This window comes from Sporomusa sp. (assembly GCF_057736855.1).
On the sequence record NZ_JBYKYF010000015.1, the window covers coordinates 1 to 16,921 of the forward strand.

Consider the following 16,921-nt stretch of genomic DNA (forward strand, 5'->3'; position numbering starts at 1 on the left):
CCGTATCCCAATTTGTCCCTTTGCGGATTTCATACCCGGCAATATCTTTGCCAGACGATGCGTCCCAAGAAAGTTTCAATAGCGAGCGGTCTTTAGGTTCCTGCTGTGCTTGGAAGTTTGTTGGAGCGTCAGGACGTAAGGTTATTTGTAAGCTGCACGAACTAGCATTAGCACTGTATTTGCCTGCAAGGTTAACTGCTTTTATTAAAAATGTTTTATACCCTTCGCTGGTAAGAGGATGAGTATAAGTCGTAGCCTTTAATTGCGAAGCAATAACGGTAGATGTATTCCAATTGGTTCCCTCGCGAATTTCGTAATGAGAAATATCTTGTTCACTATTCGGTTGCCAGGAGAACACAATTTTACTTCTGTCGGTTTCCTGGATTGTACCTGTAAATCCTGTAACGGTATTAGGTTCGACAACAACATCTAAGGTTGCGGTGGCAGGATTTACGGATAAGTTACCACTGTTATCTACAGCGTAAATTTTGAAAATATATTGCTTACTAACAGAAGCGGTATAAATATAGCTTACACCTTGATAGCACGGTTCGATTACAGTATTGCCTTCCATAATACGATAACCAGCCAGGTCAACATCATCAACAGCAGTCCAGGAAAGACGGATTTTGGTTCTATCAGTTGAGTCAATGGTTGCCGTAAGGTTAGGCACGTCAGAAGGCGGTTGGTCTTTGCCGGTGATGTAGATAGGCTCGATAACGCCGTTTGAGACGGTACCAAGTTCTCCTATCGTGCAAACCTTAACCTGATACGTTTCCAAAGCCGTAACACCAGTAATAGTTGTAAAATTGTCCTGCAGACTATCCCATTTTTGCCATGCCTCGCTGCCTTCGGGACGGTAGTATACAATCGCTCCCCTGACGCTTTTTTTCGGCATTGTCCATGAGCAGTGTATTACAGATACTACAGTTCCGTCTTTTTGAGTATACGTTTCCTGGGCGACATTTAAGTTAGTCACCTCCGGCGTAGTTGTGTCATAGGACGTATAATCAATCACCGGCGCATCCAGTGATTCTTCGTAAACCGCAGGCACATACTCGATGCCGGTTAAGGTAAACGTCAAATCGTCTTTCCGCTCAATATCAACAATAACAAACGGTTTAGCTGACTTATTAATCTCGCCAAACGTGTACAAGTCGTATTTCTGCGGCATTTCATCGAACGTGCCGTCGATAAACAATGTGCTTGTTACTGTAGTTTCGTTTGTTTCACCAGGGATATCAATTACGAATCCAGGCGATAAAAAAGCAGTAGTCGATTGCACTACTGTTTTCTTTACTAGGCTGTCGTCTGCCATCCGCACCATAACTTCATAGGTTTTTCCTGGTTCAAGAGTTATTTCACGGTCAACCACAAGACTATTTAATGACGCATCTAATATTCTCCCGCCAAAACCCCATTCCGGTACATCATGTTGTATTAGCACCTGATCCCCAATTTGGCAGGCTATAGCGTCAACATCAGCATCCCATGTAACTGTCCGCAAAAGCAGTTTATTACAGCGTAAGAGGTATTTACCGTACTGATAAGCTTGCTGGTAGGATGTACAGCCATCAAGAGTGATTTGAGTCGGATTAAGCAGCATATTCTCTTCATTGTAATCGTCGCCATACACGGTAATGCAATCGCGTTCATAGCCTTTGTCACGATTTACGAATGTAATCTCGACTGCATTAGCCCTGTCCGCAAGGCCTAAAAACTCTTTGCTAAAGGAACCTTGGATAATGTTACCTACGGTAAACATCTGTACTGGCGTGCTGGGTTTGTCACAAATACAGCTAAATTTAGTACCCAACATAATGACCTTACCCCGGCCAAAGGTTTCCGGGATTTTTAAAGCGGTCCACAAGTCAGTAGCGTCAGTAAACATATGCTCAAACTCAATACCAAGCGTGTCAATGTGTGCGGCCCAATCGGCAAAGGCTTGATAAACAATCTGGCTTGCTGGTACATTATCGACAACAAACTCATATTCTCCAGTGTTTATATTTTTTAATCGTCGCGCACCGTGGATCATGTCATAGCAAACCCATGCAGGATTACGGGCGCTTTTTTCTTCGTATTGGCCTGTTGCCGGATTCCATACCCACACGGTATTTTTGTGTTGCTGCCAGGTTACAGTTATGTCGCTGCCATTTAGTTGGTCAGTAGCCAGCGCCCTAATGCCAATTAAAACCTTGTTCGGTCGGCATAGGTCATCGTATATAATGTGCGATAACTGAGTCCAATAAACCCTAACACTGTCACGGGTTGAGGTTACAGCAGCAGACCGAGCAGCCACTTTTACACGGACCTCATAACGGCCAGCGGGTATGTTGTCAATTCGGAATGACCGCCGTACGGCTGTGTTTTGCGCAGCTGAGATTTGGGAGTTGTTTTGTACGACAATTGTATATGTGCCTCTTTGTTCCGGCACCTTGAACCTGATTTTGCCATTATCGAAAAATCCATCAGAAGTGTCAAGATCGTATGTATCGCCTGATACTGTGCCTTTCGCGAATGTTTTTTCGTCGCCACCAAGTCTGATACGTGTAATTGTCCACGTTTCGCCGGGCGCATCCGGATAACAAGTCGCACCTGCAATACTACTAGACGACACATAAGCACTCCCCAGCCAAGGTTTCCATTCAACCGTACCAACAAGTCGATATTCCGAAACAAGTTTTACCCATGCGTTTTTTAGCTTACCTTTGTCGTTTATGTGATAAAGACCGTTTGGAAATTCCACATCAATCCGCAAACCTTGCCCTGCATTGCCCTCGGTTACATGAGTTGACCATGTGTCTTCTTGCAGTTCATAGCTTAAGCTCTGATTCGCGGAAGTATCAGCAAAATTCGGAATAACATCTTGGTCGTTAGTACCGAGACGGATATCAACCTGCACGCCTTTGTATTTTTCAATGGGATTACCATTAATTTTAATGTCAGTAATTTCGTCAATAGGGCCTTGGCCGCCGGTGTAAAGCACGTTTAAATATTGTTTGTCGCCATTAACTGTGATGTCTCTTGACAACTCAGTGCCTGCAGTCACCATTGTGCCATAAGTCCGGGCAAGCACACCGCCTTGTGTTATCTGTGGTGTAATAGGCCCCCATCCGTAGGTCGGAGTGGATGATGAGCTTGAAAGATCCGGTTTGGCCGGAGGAAATAAATGATTGATAATCTGGCCGCCGATATATGCGATTGCGCTGGCAGCAAGTCCAGCGGCAAACGAACCGGCCTTTAATCCCCAGAATCCTTTTGACGCAAGGTTGCCTGTCCAAACGGCGAGGCCCAAGCTTAAAATTGACCCAAGCCATTTTGATTTACCAACAACCGGACATACGGCAATATAGTCACCTGGGCCCGGCACATGATCCGGTTCAACCTTCTTGCCGTTAGCACTGTAAATAAAATCATCCAACCCCATTGTGTAAGGCTGGACGTATTGCTGTATGGTTTTGCCGGGTATGTAATTTATTTTGTGGATCTCTCGGCCCGTTGTGTTAAATGGATTTTTTAGGACTGTGCAGGTAATTTCACTCACTATATCACCACCCAGGGACGTAAAAGCCCTCGATTTTGTTCTTCCATGCAATTGAATCTATGCGGTCAATATTTACACCGGCTTTTTCACGGATATGGATAAAGCGGCCATTGCCAATATATACACCAGTATGATTGCACCACTCTGATCCGTAGCGGATAACGACCAAGGCCGGTACTGGTATCTCTCCCTCGCACCGTACCCACAAAGGTCGGTTTTTCTCGATTTCAGCACCGATTCTACTGGCATCCTCACAGCTAATAGTATAGTCTGGCAGGTCTATGCCGTAGCGCTTATAAATTTCGCGTACAAGGCCCCAGCAGTCGAATTCAACGGGGCCCCGGCCACCGTCTTTGAAGCGTCCGTTTATCATTAAATCGTCAAAATTTACCAAGGAAAAATATCCCTCCTGTCGAATGTTTGTTGTTGAGAGGGGGTGATTATATTGCAATTAGGGATGAATCGTGACCAATTAGCGGAGGAATTAGACACTATTTAGCAAAATAATGTTGACTATTTTACTGATTTAATTAAAGACGCCACCAAAGGAACTCAAGATAATGTCGAACAACTAAAAGAAATAATGCTGAAACTTTCTAGAATAATAACTCCTATGCTTTTATTACTGCTAATAGAAAAGAACAATCAAGTTATTAGTCAAGTTATTAGTGAACAAATCAAAGAATTGTTAGCCCGGAAATAGTTTTGCGAATTTTATCATCAGCAGATATTGCATCCATAACTATTTTCTCAATGTTAATTTTGGGCCGTTCTTCATTCTCACCGTTGACACTTCGATAAACTTTTTCTTTAGTTGCTCGCGTTCAGAACTTCCAGCTTCTGTCGTGGGCAACTTTCTATAATTTCGAATAACAATCTTGCTTTTTCAATCTCTCGATTGTGCATTTTTGCATATTCTTCATCGCTAACCTTAAACATAAATTACCTCCTTACCCATTCGACGCATACAAACCTCCCCTTCCGATACCAGGCTCACCATCAAATCTCAATACTGTCCGCCCGACAGCCGCATGACGTACCCTGCAATCTGCCAAAGTGTGGTTACAGTCAGGATACGTGTTTTTTACAGACACCGGTATTCCGCATTCGATGCCGGTATATTTAACCTGGCACCAATCCTTTAAAATCCTTTTAAACGGGAACCGCAGCCTAAGCGGCATTGAGCCACCTAAAGTTAAAACAGCCCATTCCGCATCACTGGACGTCCCCTGCACGGTAAAAGTTTCTTCTACTTCCGCTGGCGCTGTTAAAACGAGTTTGCCTGATTCGTCACGAGTAGCACCTTTGCTTATAACTACACGGATTATAACAGTAGACTTCACAAGCCCAGCATAATGTTCCAAAAATCTTTCGATTGCCCGAGTTTGATTACCAACCCTGACAGATACTTGCGGAACTTCGGTTTTGCTCGTTTTTACCTGGTCGATTATAAATGGAAACGCTATCCAATCATGGCCATTCCAGACTACGTCTTCTGTGTTCTGAACCAATCGAATAATTTGACCATCTGGGCATTGGACTTCCAGTAATACCAGCCAAGCACTGTCTTGGGCTATTTTGTTTTTTTCAAGTTTGGCGACTGTTGAGATTTGGAGCATGTTACACCTCTTCGAAAGTGCATTGTACTAGCCACTTATCATAGCCGATGTAAGTTTCTTTAGGTGGTGCGGAAAAACGCACATTCTTTGTTATTTTTCGGCTCCGTGTAGATACGGTAAACTGAAAAGGCAGGCTGCCGCAAGCAGTTATATTGTCGTAAAAATCCATCAAAATTTCGTGTTCGGCATCATTCAAATACTGCCATGTAAAAGGGCCAAGTGTTCTACGAGCCTTCGTGAACCTTGGCCTAGTCATTTTATATCCATATTCGGCAGGAGAACGATATACATTGTCCTCTCGTTCTTGATTCCACGTTACGATTGGAGGTCGCTTAATAGGGAATATCAACATAACTACCGCCTCCCCCTTGCCGCTGCACCGGCTATCGCAGATTGCATGACGTCGTCACGACGAATTGCATCAAGTGTCACATTGATAACAAACCTTTTAAGGTTGTTGTCATATTGCTGATTTACTTGGGGCGTTGCCTCTACACCTGTATTGTTGACAACATTGACTTTGATTTCCGGATTAAATTGAGCATTTCTAAACAATTTGCCGATTTGGTTGTTCGGTATGATTGTTCCTTTAGTTTCAGGCACAAATAATTCGATGCCTTTTTCACCTGTAATATAAGCTTTCCCAGCTTCAACAGGGCCACCCGACGCACGCGCACCGGCGATTGGAGTAAGAATGTTGACGTTTTTCGGAAAACTAAACTCACTACTTGAACTACTACTTGTAGATTTCAACCCAAACACCGGGCCTAACAGTCGTTCAAATATGTTCATACTCGACGATATACTCAGATTTTTTGCAACAACCTTACGTACAAACTCCGAACACATATCCTCAAGTATGTCGTGACCGGACTTAGTACCAGAAATAAGGCTTGCTATCATGTCGTTGTTGGCGTTGATGATGGCCTGGTTATATTCAGCGGTTTTTTCGACGTATTCATGGTAGAGTTTGAGTCTTTTTTCGTGGTATTGGGTGTCGATGTTCTCCATTTGGACAACTAACTCTTTATATGCTTGAAGTTCTTCATTAGATAAATCTTTTCTTAATTGACCAGCTTTCTCATATATTGCAAGTTTTTCTTTTAGTTTTTGTTTTGTTTTTTCCGTTTCTTTATTCAAATTATCCAATGCTAAATTGTAGTCTTCCTCTGCCCAGGACCGTTTCTCAGTGCTAACAATTTTCTGCATAGCCAGCTTATGACGGGCAATTTCTTGTTCAATACTTAAAAGCTGCCTTTGTTTTTCGGCTTGGCGCTCAATATCTTTGATTTGCTGAGCTATGATTTTAGCGTTTTCTACTGCGATTTTCACAGCTAAGTCAAGACGTTCTTTTTCGGTTTTAGCAAGTTCTTTTTGTTTATTGAGCAATTCGACATACTGCTCAAGGGTTATTTGACCTAACCGGTATTTTTGCTGACCTGTTTCAATGACTTCTTGGCGTTCTTGTCTTTCGATTTCCGCAATTTTCCCGATTAATTCATATTCAAGGCGCAATTTTTCGGTTTGTTCATCGGCCTGTGCATTTACTTTTGCTAGCCCGCTAATTCGTTCTTGGATATACGCGGTAAATTGCGACCTCGAAATTTTCTCTAAGGCCAATTGCTGGTTCCAAAGACTCAGCAAACTTTGAGTTTCCGACCTATATTTCTCAAACTCAGTTTGCGTTCTGCCTTTTGTTGTACCACCGGTCATAGACGGTAATGTTGTGATAGTAGAGGTTTTGGCCGTCTCAGTATTTCTTCTAACACGTGTAGCATAGTCCATATCGGATTGCTCAATCTCGCGGGCTAATTTCAGAGCTTCCCACAAAGTCATTGCAGCCGCATATGAGCGCTTGCTTGAATCTTCAATGCTGTCGGCAAGGTCTGAAGCCGCATCAGCGGCCTGGGTAAAAGCAACAATAGAACCATCTGCCATAACAGTTGAACCGTCTAAAAACCGCTTTGTACCGTCAGTTGCATCATCCATAACTTGCGGTATGGTTTTGCCAAACTCAAGAGCAGCATAAGTAAGTCCACCAAAAGCGGCCGTAGCAGCCAATAATGGCACTGTCACTGGATTTGCCAGTATTGCTGCAGACGCATAAGTGACACCCATTAAACCGCCAGCAGCAAGCATGGCAGCCCCCTGCAAAGCTTCAAGAGCAAGCGTTATTCCTGCAATGACACGTGGCGCAAAATAGATAGCCGAACCTACAGCAACCGTACTGCCTACCAGTTCCAAGTTCTCATTCGCAAATTTTGCCGACAAAGCCAGTGCATCCAAGCTTACTTTTACACCATCAACGACATCCTTCGGCAAAATGCTTTTCGCCAGTCCTTCATAGCCACCGGCTTGTAACACATCCCTGAGTAAACTTACCTGTTCTGTAACCGCCGGTATAGTGCTATTTGATAACACATCAAATGCCGGTTTAACAACCAAACCCATAGTGCTACTAACAACGTCGCCAAGGTTGCTAATTTGACCTTGGAATGTCTTGGATTGCTGTTCCATCATGCCGCCAAAGCGCTCATTCATGCCTTCAATTAGGTATTGTATGGCTTGCTCTGCAGGTATAAGTCCTTTTTGGGATAACTCCATGACTTCGTTAGTGGTTTTACCAATAGCTTTGGCTAAAATTTCCCATGCAGGGATACCAGCTTCGGTGAGCTGCAGCATTTCTTCGCCTGAAACCTTGCCTTTGGCCCGCATCTGGCCTAGTGCCAAGCCCAGTCGGTTTATGCCTTCTGCACCAGACATACCTAAAGCTGCAGTAGCGTCACCAATAGCTGTCAGCATTGGCAAAATGTCTTTTGCAGCAAAACCAAATGCAAGCAAACGCTTTGCGCCAGTTTGCAAGTCGGCAAATTCAAACGGCGTTTTCTCCGCCATCTGCATTAGGTCACGCAATAACCCTTTGCCTGCTTCAACATCCTTCAACATTGAACCGAACGCAATTTCCGACTGTTCCAATGTCGAATTAAATTTAATACCGGTTTCTACAGCGCTTGTAAGCGTTGCGCTAACTCCTTGTATTCCAGCTAAAGCTCCGGCAAGTCCTAAACCGCCTTTAAAAATAGAAACCGCTCCGATGTTATTCAGAGCGGACATAACACGCTGGCAAGTCTTTTGCGTGTCAGCATCCATTTTGTTTAGTTTGCTAGAATAATCGCCTAAATCACCTTTTATTTTAACAACCAGGCCAGTAAGTTGTGTGTCTGCCAAATTATTCACCTGCCTTTATGGCATAAAGAAAACCGCCTTAATTGGCGGTTCGTTTGTCCCATTCTGTAAGCCATTCATCTCTAAAGGTAAATAGCTTTTTTAAATCTTCGTCGTTAATATCAAGTTCTTTTTGTTTGAGTCGGAATTGTTTGTAGTACCAGGCAGTTTCCCTTTCAAGGGATTTTATTTGACCATCTGTTAATACACCTTTCCATAAATCCTTATTTTCATTAATTACTTTGCACATTATCGTCGTGTTAATCCATGCTTGTCCGTATACTCCCATATAAAAGGCATCAGTATCTGTGTTATTTTGTCTGTTAGTATGAATTATAGAATTAACTTTCTCAATAAATTCCAAGGGTTTTGATGAGCTTACTGACCGTTCTGCCATTTCAACCGCGTCTTTTCCACGCTTAATCTCCGACCGTACAGTAATCTTCTTTTCCGCCGGTGCATCGAGATTAGCGTATCCAACCGCACAAAAGGTAAACATCAACAATAAACATAGAGCAATTGCTTTTCTCATATATAAATCCCTCCTTGTCCTATTTTACTTCGACAAGTGGGATTTTATTCCTCCTTATTCTGTAAAACACTCGCCTGGATCATCCCAAGCTAGTTTCATGCCGTTTAAGCCGCATTTTCCAATATATAACGCTATTTTTTGCCGCCGTGTTGAATTCCAAAACCATTCTTCACTCCGGCAGCACTCAATAGTAAAAAAGGCATACTCTCTGTACCAATCTGTGTCGTCAGTTACTGTGTTTTTTTTTGGGACTGAGCAGCCAGGATTTCAAGCAGTTCTTGTTGTTCTTTAGATATCATAGAGTTTGCAAATGCTTGCGTGATACAAGCCGCATATGCCGCAAAATCGCGCCGGTAAATGATAGTAGACAAATACCCCTTTGCCGCGTCTACATTTACCCGCCACGGATACTTATCTTTATTAACAAATTCAGCCAAAAAGTCAGTATGGATTAATCCGGCCAGCATAAAGTTTATGATGTCATCGTGCCGGAGCGCATCAAGGTTTAAACCCATCAATGCCTTAGACATTTCAGTGACTTTACCCCTATAGTTTTCAAAACTGCCGTACTCGTTTTCGAGCAGCATTTCTGAAAGAGCGGTATATTCCATGGTGTATTCTTTGCCACCAAACGCTATGATTGGTCGTTCTGGAAATAATTCCGATAGTTTCATTCCGTTCCCTCCGCAAAATTAACAGGAGAGGTATTAACCCTCTCCTGTTCCTGTTATTGCTACACTCGACTGTTTAAGCGACGCTCTGCGCGGCTTGCCCTCGATATTGCCGGTCGTGTGGATTGCAGTGCCGGTAAACGACGCATTGTTAAACTCGCCGCCGGTCAAGCCTTTAATACTTAAGCGGCCACGAACTTTATACAAGATTAACTGCTCTTTGCGTGGCTTGGTTGTCGCTACAATCTTAAAGTATTCGCCTACTTCATCAGGCCCCGGCTCAAAATACTCAACGTTGTTAGCCCCTTCGACAATCTTGCCGCCGTTAATGATAGCTGCGGCTTCCATCGGGAAATAGAGACTTTCAAAGCTTACTGTAGCTTTGTCGTCAACAACTTCAATCTCCATGATACACTCATCGCCGCGGCCTTCAATCTCCTGGTAGTCGCCTTCATAGGTGAGTGATTTTACGCCAGGTATAACAATACCCTCGCCGTAGGTTGGCGCACTGCCAGCCTCATCCGTGAGCATTTTAAATATTTTAAGCTCTATAATACCAAAAAGTGCTGGTTTTTTGTTTGGTACTGCCATAATGTACCTCCTTAATAAATATTTCCTTCGTTGTCAACGGTAAACTCAAACGCCATTGACTTACACTGTTTCGGAGCATCTTGGTCATTATCTGTCGCTTCGACACGAACGCCACCTAGGCCGGTCACAATACGGTTAACCGCTTGTGCTATTTCAGTTGTCGATTTTAAGCTCAATACATCAAGATTAATTCTTACTTTAGTGACCAATTCGGTTTCGTCTCCAAACGCATAAGGTTCTTCCGCTGCACTGTATACAATCAAGCTGTGGGTACTAAAATCAGCAGACTGTTGCGGATACTGGCGATAAATATGTTTACCGTTAAGCAATTTAACTAGAGCCGCGTCATTTTCTAACGCGGCTTTTACAATTTCCTTGATATTAATCACTTAATACTCGCCTCCCGAGCGGCTTTGACAAGTAGTTTCTCGTTGGTATCAGCAATAACTTCCTGAATTTCTGGTATCTTCGCTTGAAACGCAGGTTTTAATGCTGGTTTCTTTTCCATGCCGGGATGATTTACGGATTTGGCAAAAGTCCATCCTTGTTCGCTTTTATCAAGAGTGTATTTACCGTCCTTGGTCACATAATATTTGGCCATGACTTTTCTGCCGGTTCTGCCGATAAATTCGACTTTGCCGCCAGCAGTGGTAATCCATGACAAAAACTTACCATTTTTAGGCTTAATCTTATGCCTTTTAGTACCGGAATCAAAAAATTTCAAATACCAGTGTTTCGATTTGCGGCTTATGCCGACATGTGCTTCGGGGCCGCCTTTTGGGTTTTTGCCGACAACCTTAAGGGCCTTACCGTATTTGGGCGTTGGGCCGCGACTGGCCGCTTCTTTTTTAACTAAGCCGCCACCCTGCATAACGGCGCGAAAAATAGCCTTATCGGCTGCGGAGTAGACTTTTTTTGCGAATTTACCGACGTTGTTTTGGATTTTAGTTTTCATGTGTCTATTACTCTCAATAAGGCTTCGTACCTATCTGGATACTGAGCAACAAACCGTATCTCGTAGGTTTTTCCTTTAAACGCTATTGCGTTTTGCTCAACAATATTGGGATTTGGTCGAACCTTAATTTTTAAGGATATGCCTTCTTCGGTTACTCCGTATTTTTTTTGCGCTATTTCGCCGCCAATATAGTCGACTTTTGCCCATACACTACCTACAGAGGTATAGGATATACTGGTTAATCCTTCGTTGTCGGTGGTAATTATTTTAACCAAGATTTCTACTCGGTCCCTTAACTGACCGATATTCATACATAATCACCACACTTATCGCATTTGCGCTATAAATGCAGTTAATCCAATACTACTTAATCCGTCTTTCTGATTTAATAATGATGGATCTTCTAACAACTTAGCGCAAATTACTGTTACAGCGACTTTGTAAAGGCTTTTCGAATAATCTTTAGCCACACCAGCATTGGACAGATACTCTTCTGCTGCCGCCTGATATCCCGAAAGTACGACGTCCAAATCATTGCCATCTACCCTGAGGTACTGTTTTAATTCATAAAGTTCCATAGACTAGCCTCCTATTCAGTGGCGGCAGTCTTTGATTCATTCGTTTCGTCAACGGCAGGCTTACTAATCTCAGCAACTCCAGCGAGATAACCAGCAGCGCGCAACTCTTTGATTCTAGCTTTATCTGTCGATTCAAAAATATCACCACGGTTGTATGGTTCGCCAGTATTCTTATCGATAAATGCCCTAATGACTTTGATTTTCACAAACGGGCAACCCCTTTCACTTAATTTAAAACGGGCCGCACATCACGGCCCGTTCCTTTGTTTATTACGCCTGAGCAGCTTTCTTAATGCGTAGGAAACCATTATAGGCAACAACGTTACCACCAGCGAATATGCTGCCACGGTGAGCAATCATGCCCTCTTTGAATTTGTAATCGGTTGAACGCTGCACATCTAAATCAGAGAAGATAACCAACTTATAATTTGAGAGCGGACCGTAGGCCATGCAGTATGATCCTGCAGTAGTGCTTGCCGCACTCACGGCCTTACAGGCACTATTAATAATGAACGGAATGCCGTCGATGGTTCCGGTATTGCCATTGGTCACTATGCTATGGAACGGCTTCCCGTCAGTGGTACGCAACTGCGAGAAAGCTTTCAAGTCGGCCTTGTTAAGGATAAGCACCGCTTGGTCCTCAACCTCTTCGTCGCCGCCATAACTAAAAATAATTTCGTTTAGCGTTGTGTTGGTGATAGCCGCAATCTCGATATCAGTTGATGTTTCGATTGTGGTCGAAGTAAAAATGCCGGTCAGATGATTTGTTTGTCCATCCCCGACAAGAATTTCTTTTGCCAGCTTACGTCTTACCGATTTTGAGATGCCATTCATGATTACACGCTCATAATCGGCAGCCGGCAACTTTTTAACTTCCTCTGTGGTTTCACTATAAGCAGCAATCTTCGCTTTAATGATGTTTGCATAACCAAATTCAACGTCAGCAGTCGGATAAGGATTACCTTCAGCCGTATAGTCGCCAGCAGGGGTATTCTTTTCGTACGGCTGAACAAAAGATTCGCCGCCAGGCAGTACCATTCGGTCAACACCATCAACCAAGCTAGATACGACATTAAACGTAGGATTAATGGTATCCGAGCTATGTTTCGGCAGGACAATACTGGAGCTGGCTACGGTAACGGCGCGACCTTCCATCAGGTCTTTACCGCGTTTCTCCCGGCTTTCTGCATCTTGTTTAATACGTTCTTCAGCAGCAGGATTGCCACCCGGCACTGGAGTAAACCCTCTTCCAGGTTGATACGAACGGGGTTCCGGTTGTTCTTCTGCCCCATTGACAGCCTTGGTTCTGGCCGCGATTCCGTCATCTCCTGCTCCATCATCATTGCTATCGACATCATCAATCAAACTCCGTAATTCGGCAATTTCAGCATTGATTGATTCAAGTTGAGCATGAATTGACCTAAGTTCTGCAATATCTTCGGACTTCTCCGACTTGGCCACCAACGCAGCGCGGGCATCTTCCTTAGTTTTGAGCATTGCTAAAAGTTTCTTTTTCATGTTTATATTCCTCCTAAAATTCTATTTTTGATTTTCAATATATCAACCGCCCTAGAGTTATCCAACTCTTGCGACCTCGCGTTATCCAACGCGGCTTTGGCATTGTCCAATGCCGCTTTGTCGCGAGCGGTAATATCGGTTCCTTCATAGGCCGGATAGTTAACTGCCGATACTTCCCTAACCTTTCTGACTTTGGTTATACTGCGTTTTGGCATATCGCTATCCAAATTAGACCATCTTTCTTCCTTGACATAAAAAATGAAGCTCATCCCCGTTATATCCTGCCGTTTTACTGCAGAATATAGGCTTCTGGCTTCAGCGTTGTTTTCTATATCAAGTTTTGCTCTAACAAAGAGACCTATATCGTCTAACCTTATTTGTAATGTCGAATTGCTGTTGTTTCTGCGACTTCTAGCTAACGGAATATCCCTCAGTCCATGATTAACGGTGAAGAGAACGTCATCAAAGTCACACTCGTCAAAAGCGCCACGTTCAATTGTTTCGTAAAAATATCCTCCAATATTTGTTTCCTGACCATATACAGCTGCATGACCTTCAATTACGCCTTCTTCATCCGTTGCCCGAATATCCGGCATAACGAAACTTCGTAACAGCATTTCGTCTTTATTCGGTTTGTTTTTCAATCTTCTTACCCTCCTTTTTGGCTCCAGCCTGGTTTAACTGATAGGAATCTACGATTTGCGTATTAACAAAGTTTAGCGATTGTAAACGTCGATCACCGCCCTCAAACGGCTCGAATCCGAACATGTCGCTGATTTCATTCAGTGTTAACAACCCAGTATTAGTCGCTAATGTTGCAAGCTCAATCTTATTCTGAGTGCTTAAGTAAGCAACCTTGTTATAATAGCACCTAATTCTATGCCCTACGTCTTGCTCGCGTTGAGTAAATAAACATGCCGACATTGCCTGTTCAAACTCAACAATAAAATCTTCAACGCAGGACTGATAAAAAGCACTGTGTTGTTCACCATCATAGTCCCCAGCCAGCATAGCCTCTGAAATCCCGTACCGCTCGCGCACAATCCCTTTAAGAAAAGCCATAACTTCACTTTTTATTTCAGGCGCTTTTATGTTCATCGGCGTAAATTCACCGGCAAGGTCGGTAGCTATGATACCTGCTTTGCTGCTAAATATGTGTTCCTCAAAGGTATCTCTTACATCCTTAATTTTTGCGGAATCAACCACAGTCTTTGCAGTATACACCCCGGTAATCTTAAGACTAGCTTCTATCGACTTAGGCAAGCCCTGTAACACCTGATCTAACACCTTAACCGAATTCAATAAGTCTTTGGTATCCGGATGACCATTGTCGTTGCCTCCACCTACGATTGTATTTTTACCGCGCCGCCACCTTAAATGGACTATATCGTTATATGGCAGTATGTCCCATGTTCCATCACGCCAGTAGAATTTAATCTCCCACACCCTGCCGCTTTCGTCGGTGCCGATTTCAATTTGAGTAGGATTAAGCGGATAAAATGCCGTGTATTTGCGGTACTGGTTACCAGTTAGATCAGTCACAATATCATATTGAGGATAGATAAAGCAATTACAATCTTTACGCCGTAGCCATTCGCAACAAGCAAGAAAATCTTTTGTAGTCTGCAAGGGGTTTGGTTTGAACCTAAAAAGACGTGTAATGTCATCATTCTGAGGGCGAATGCTGCCTGGTTTTTGAACCACCGAAACAACTTCAATTTTGCTGATTTCTGTCGCTATACGGTCAATGCAGTTGTTTACAAAATCAGATAAATAGACATCTTCGCCAAAAGCAGAAAAGATGGCCTTGTTGTCATTTAGAATAGCGTAAAGCTGTTTTTGGACACGTTTCATAGCATATCGGTCCAACACTTTCCTGATATAATTAAAAATCGTCGGTCACCTCCTTCTACTTTATTAAACTTAGATACTCACTCTTGAACCGGCTATATGTTGCGTACGCAATGATAAATCCAAGCGTACCGTCAATTCGGTTTTTACTTTGGCCATATAGTTTGACCGGCATAATCATCCCAAGGTTATTCGTTTTATACGAAGTGTTTTTTAGACACCAACGGTCAATTTTATTGTTGTTGTAGTTAAGCCTTTTACTTTTTAAGTCAGCCTCTACAACTCGCATAGGCCCTGACAATGACATAAAGTCCATAACAATTCTTTCGAGAACTTCTTCACCGAAATACTCTGTTACTAACTTCTTAAAGTCTTTCGCATGCCAATTGTCATAGCCTATTTTAAATGGCCTCATATTGTACTGTTTGTAAAGTCCATAGAACCACTGAACAATAATAAGCGGGTCAACTTCACTGCCAGGGCATATGGTTACTAATCCCTCTTTTGCCCATTCGCGGTAGTTTTTCTTTTCGGGATTCAGTAAGTTTTCATCTTCTAAGATAGCATCAGCTTTCGATTCTGGAATAAAGTACATGGTTAAAGTATGAGGCTGCATTGTCACGGGATCTATAAACAACGCTTTAGCGTTACATAGGTCTGTTGTTTCGGCAAAATCCAACGCACCAATATAAAATTGGTTACGGAATTTTTCGGGGTCAAATGTAGCCGGATTGTTAATATCACCTTCCTGCAGCCATGCAGCCGCAGAATTCTGTTTAAGGTTAAAATCCTTTGCCAGCACAAACGCCCGCGTACTGTTACTTGTCTTGGCTTCATCCACCATTTGGCGTAAAAACGACCACTTTTTGATGACACCAATACCCGGATTACTTTTATACCACGACTGTTCGTTTTGCCATATCTCTTCCTCGCTATCTTGTGTATAAAGCCAAATCAACCAGCGCGGCCGGTGTAGTTCTCCCCTAAGAACCTTTCGAGCATCAGCAAGACGGTGGTCGAGATAACCATCATCGGTAAAACCCTCGGTAGTGAGTTCAAAATAAAGTGGTTCATCCTGAGTTGATAACGCCTGGCGTATCGGCATTACCAAACTATCATCTTTCATTTCGAAGACTTCATCGACAGCACCAACACCTATATTACGCCCTTCTTTAGCTCCGGTCTTTGCCGATAATTTGCGAATACTCCCTTTGTTTTGATAACTAAACTTACCTTTCTTACTTTTTTGCCTGGGATTACCAAAAAAAATTCCCTTTATATTCTTCCTGGTGCATTTTTCAAGTTTGGGGCTTTCTTCGCGCATGGCGTTTATAGCCTGGAACATTAAGTCTGCCTGTTCATAGTCATTACTGGCACACAGTATTTTCTTACCGGGTTCACCACAAAACCATTCCGAAAGACAGATTGCGCCAATAAGTGGCGTTTTTCCGTTTTTGCGGCCAACTAAAAAAAGTACATCCTGATATTTACGGACATACCTCTGCAAGTCATGGTCATATATCTTAATGGCAAAAATAGCCTCAATAAAAGCTTTTTGCCACAACATTAGAATAAATGGTTTGCCAGCGTGCGGAGCTTCATAGTGTTTACATTCTTGTTCGATAAATTTAATGCGCTTGTTGGATGCCTCTATATCGAAGAATATTTCTGGACTTTCTATTTCTTCGATTAGCATTTCGAGCTGCATCATAAGTTCTCGACCGACTATGATTTCACCGGATTTGCACTTGGCATAGTATTCTTCGAGATACATTATTCATAATCCCCTAAACCGTCATCATCGTCGTTTATGTTGCGGCCAAGAATATTAGAC

At 43.0% G+C, this 16,921-nt stretch carries 18 protein-coding genes; all 18 read right to left on the reverse strand.

Going from position 1 to position 16,921, the window contains the following annotated elements:
• The coding region (locus AC29Z1_RS02075; protein WP_488269798.1) for a host specificity factor TipJ family phage tail protein at positions 1-3,430 on the reverse strand (3,430 nt) is incomplete at its 3' end.
• 121 nt (positions 3,431-3,551) lie between these two features.
• Entirely contained in the window at positions 3,552-3,941 is a 390-nt protein-coding gene (locus AC29Z1_RS02080; protein WP_488269799.1) for a C40 family peptidase, read from the reverse strand.
• Positions 3,942-4,357: 416 nt separating this feature from the next.
• Positions 4,358-4,486 (reverse strand): hypothetical protein, encoded by a 129-nt coding sequence (locus tag AC29Z1_RS02085; RefSeq protein WP_488269800.1) that lies wholly within the window; start codon positions 4,484-4,486, stop codon positions 4,358-4,360.
• A gap of 11 nt (positions 4,487-4,497) precedes the next feature.
• The gene (locus AC29Z1_RS02090) at positions 4,498-5,166 is read right to left on the reverse strand and encodes a phage minor tail protein L (protein ID WP_488269801.1); all 669 of its coding nucleotides are present in this window, start codon (positions 5,164-5,166) and stop codon (positions 4,498-4,500) included.
• Between the two features lies 1 nt (position 5,167).
• Positions 5,168-5,518, reverse strand: coding sequence for a hypothetical protein (locus AC29Z1_RS02095; protein WP_488269802.1), 351 nt, complete (start codon positions 5,516-5,518; stop codon positions 5,168-5,170).
• Positions 5,519-5,520: 2 nt separating this feature from the next.
• A complete protein-coding gene (locus AC29Z1_RS02100) occupies positions 5,521-8,394 on the reverse strand; it encodes a tape measure protein (RefSeq protein WP_488269803.1) in 2,874 nt (957 codons plus the stop codon).
• A 37-nt stretch (positions 8,395-8,431) separates the two neighbouring features.
• Positions 8,432-8,923 carry a hypothetical protein gene (locus AC29Z1_RS02105; protein WP_488269804.1) on the reverse strand — a complete coding sequence of 164 codons (492 nt, stop codon included), beginning with the start codon at positions 8,921-8,923 and terminating at the stop codon, positions 8,432-8,434.
• A 230-nt stretch (positions 8,924-9,153) separates the two neighbouring features.
• On the reverse strand, positions 9,154-9,597 hold the full coding sequence (locus AC29Z1_RS02110) for a hypothetical protein (RefSeq protein WP_488269805.1): 444 nt from the start codon (positions 9,595-9,597) through the stop codon (positions 9,154-9,156).
• 33 nt (positions 9,598-9,630) lie between these two features.
• Complete coding sequence (locus tag AC29Z1_RS02115) at positions 9,631-10,185, reverse strand: major tail protein (RefSeq protein WP_488269806.1); 555 nt, start codon at positions 10,183-10,185, stop codon at positions 9,631-9,633.
• Between the two features lie 11 nt (positions 10,186-10,196).
• Positions 10,197-10,574, reverse strand: a complete 378-nt coding sequence (locus AC29Z1_RS02120) for a hypothetical protein (RefSeq protein WP_488269807.1) — start codon at positions 10,572-10,574, stop codon at positions 10,197-10,199.
• Positions 10,571-11,140: a hypothetical protein gene (locus tag AC29Z1_RS02125; protein WP_488269808.1), complete on the reverse strand. Its 570-nt coding sequence runs from the start codon at positions 11,138-11,140 to the stop codon at positions 10,571-10,573. The genes AC29Z1_RS02120 and AC29Z1_RS02125 overlap by 4 nt, the downstream gene beginning before the upstream one ends.
• The gene (locus AC29Z1_RS02130; protein WP_488269809.1) at positions 11,137-11,451 is read right to left on the reverse strand and encodes a head-tail adaptor protein; all 315 of its coding nucleotides are present in this window, start codon (positions 11,449-11,451) and stop codon (positions 11,137-11,139) included. Before AC29Z1_RS02130 ends, AC29Z1_RS02125 begins: the two co-directional genes overlap by 4 nt.
• A gap of 15 nt (positions 11,452-11,466) precedes the next feature.
• Entirely contained in the window at positions 11,467-11,718 is a 252-nt protein-coding gene (locus AC29Z1_RS02135) for a head-tail connector protein (RefSeq protein ID WP_488269810.1), read from the reverse strand.
• Positions 11,719-11,729: 11 nt separating this feature from the next.
• On the reverse strand, positions 11,730-11,924 hold the full coding sequence (locus AC29Z1_RS02140) for a hypothetical protein (RefSeq protein WP_488269811.1): 195 nt from the start codon (positions 11,922-11,924) through the stop codon (positions 11,730-11,732).
• 64 nt (positions 11,925-11,988) lie between these two features.
• Positions 11,989-13,236: a phage major capsid protein gene (locus AC29Z1_RS02145; RefSeq protein WP_488269812.1), complete on the reverse strand. Its 1,248-nt coding sequence runs from the start codon at positions 13,234-13,236 to the stop codon at positions 11,989-11,991.
• A 2-nt stretch (positions 13,237-13,238) separates the two neighbouring features.
• Complete coding sequence (locus AC29Z1_RS02150) at positions 13,239-13,880, reverse strand: HK97 family phage prohead protease (RefSeq protein ID WP_488269813.1); 642 nt, start codon at positions 13,878-13,880, stop codon at positions 13,239-13,241.
• Entirely contained in the window at positions 13,861-15,090 is a 1,230-nt protein-coding gene (locus tag AC29Z1_RS02155; RefSeq protein WP_488269814.1) for a phage portal protein, read from the reverse strand. Before AC29Z1_RS02155 ends, AC29Z1_RS02150 begins: the two co-directional genes overlap by 20 nt.
• Positions 15,091-15,145: 55 nt before the next feature.
• Positions 15,146-16,861, reverse strand: coding sequence for a terminase large subunit (locus AC29Z1_RS02160; RefSeq protein ID WP_488269815.1), 1,716 nt, complete (start codon positions 16,859-16,861; stop codon positions 15,146-15,148).
• Positions 16,862-16,921 lie beyond the last annotated feature (60 nt).

What these genes read in the sequence shown, in the direction of transcription:
- AC29Z1_RS02085 (WP_488269800.1), bottom strand. Translation starts at nt 4,486, where the DNA reads ATGTTTAAGGTTAGCGATGAAGAATATGCAAAAATGCACAATCGAGAG.
- AC29Z1_RS02090 (WP_488269801.1), bottom strand. Translation starts at nt 5,166, where the DNA reads ATGCTCCAAATCTCAACAGTCGCCAAACTTGAAAAAAACAAAATAGCC.
- AC29Z1_RS02095 (WP_488269802.1), bottom strand. Translation starts at nt 5,518, where the DNA reads ATGTTGATATTCCCTATTAAGCGACCTCCAATCGTAACGTGGAATCAA.
- AC29Z1_RS02105 (WP_488269804.1), bottom strand. Translation starts at nt 8,923, where the DNA reads ATGAGAAAAGCAATTGCTCTATGTTTATTGTTGATGTTTACCTTTTGT.
- AC29Z1_RS02110 (WP_488269805.1), bottom strand. Translation starts at nt 9,597, where the DNA reads ATGAAACTATCGGAATTATTTCCAGAACGACCAATCATAGCGTTTGGT.
- AC29Z1_RS02115 (WP_488269806.1), bottom strand. Translation starts at nt 10,185, where the DNA reads ATGGCAGTACCAAACAAAAAACCAGCACTTTTTGGTATTATAGAGCTT.
- AC29Z1_RS02125 (WP_488269808.1), bottom strand. Translation starts at nt 11,140, where the DNA reads ATGAAAACTAAAATCCAAAACAACGTCGGTAAATTCGCAAAAAAAGTC.
- AC29Z1_RS02130 (WP_488269809.1), bottom strand. Translation starts at nt 11,451, where the DNA reads ATGAATATCGGTCAGTTAAGGGACCGAGTAGAAATCTTGGTTAAAATA.
- AC29Z1_RS02135 (WP_488269810.1), bottom strand. Translation starts at nt 11,718, where the DNA reads ATGGAACTTTATGAATTAAAACAGTACCTCAGGGTAGATGGCAATGAT.
- AC29Z1_RS02145 (WP_488269812.1), bottom strand. Translation starts at nt 13,236, where the DNA reads ATGAAAAAGAAACTTTTAGCAATGCTCAAAACTAAGGAAGATGCCCGC.
- AC29Z1_RS02155 (WP_488269814.1), bottom strand. Translation starts at nt 15,090, where the DNA reads ATGAAACGTGTCCAAAAACAGCTTTACGCTATTCTAAATGACAACAAG.
- AC29Z1_RS02160 (WP_488269815.1), bottom strand. Translation starts at nt 16,861, where the DNA reads ATGTATCTCGAAGAATACTATGCCAAGTGCAAATCCGGTGAAATCATA.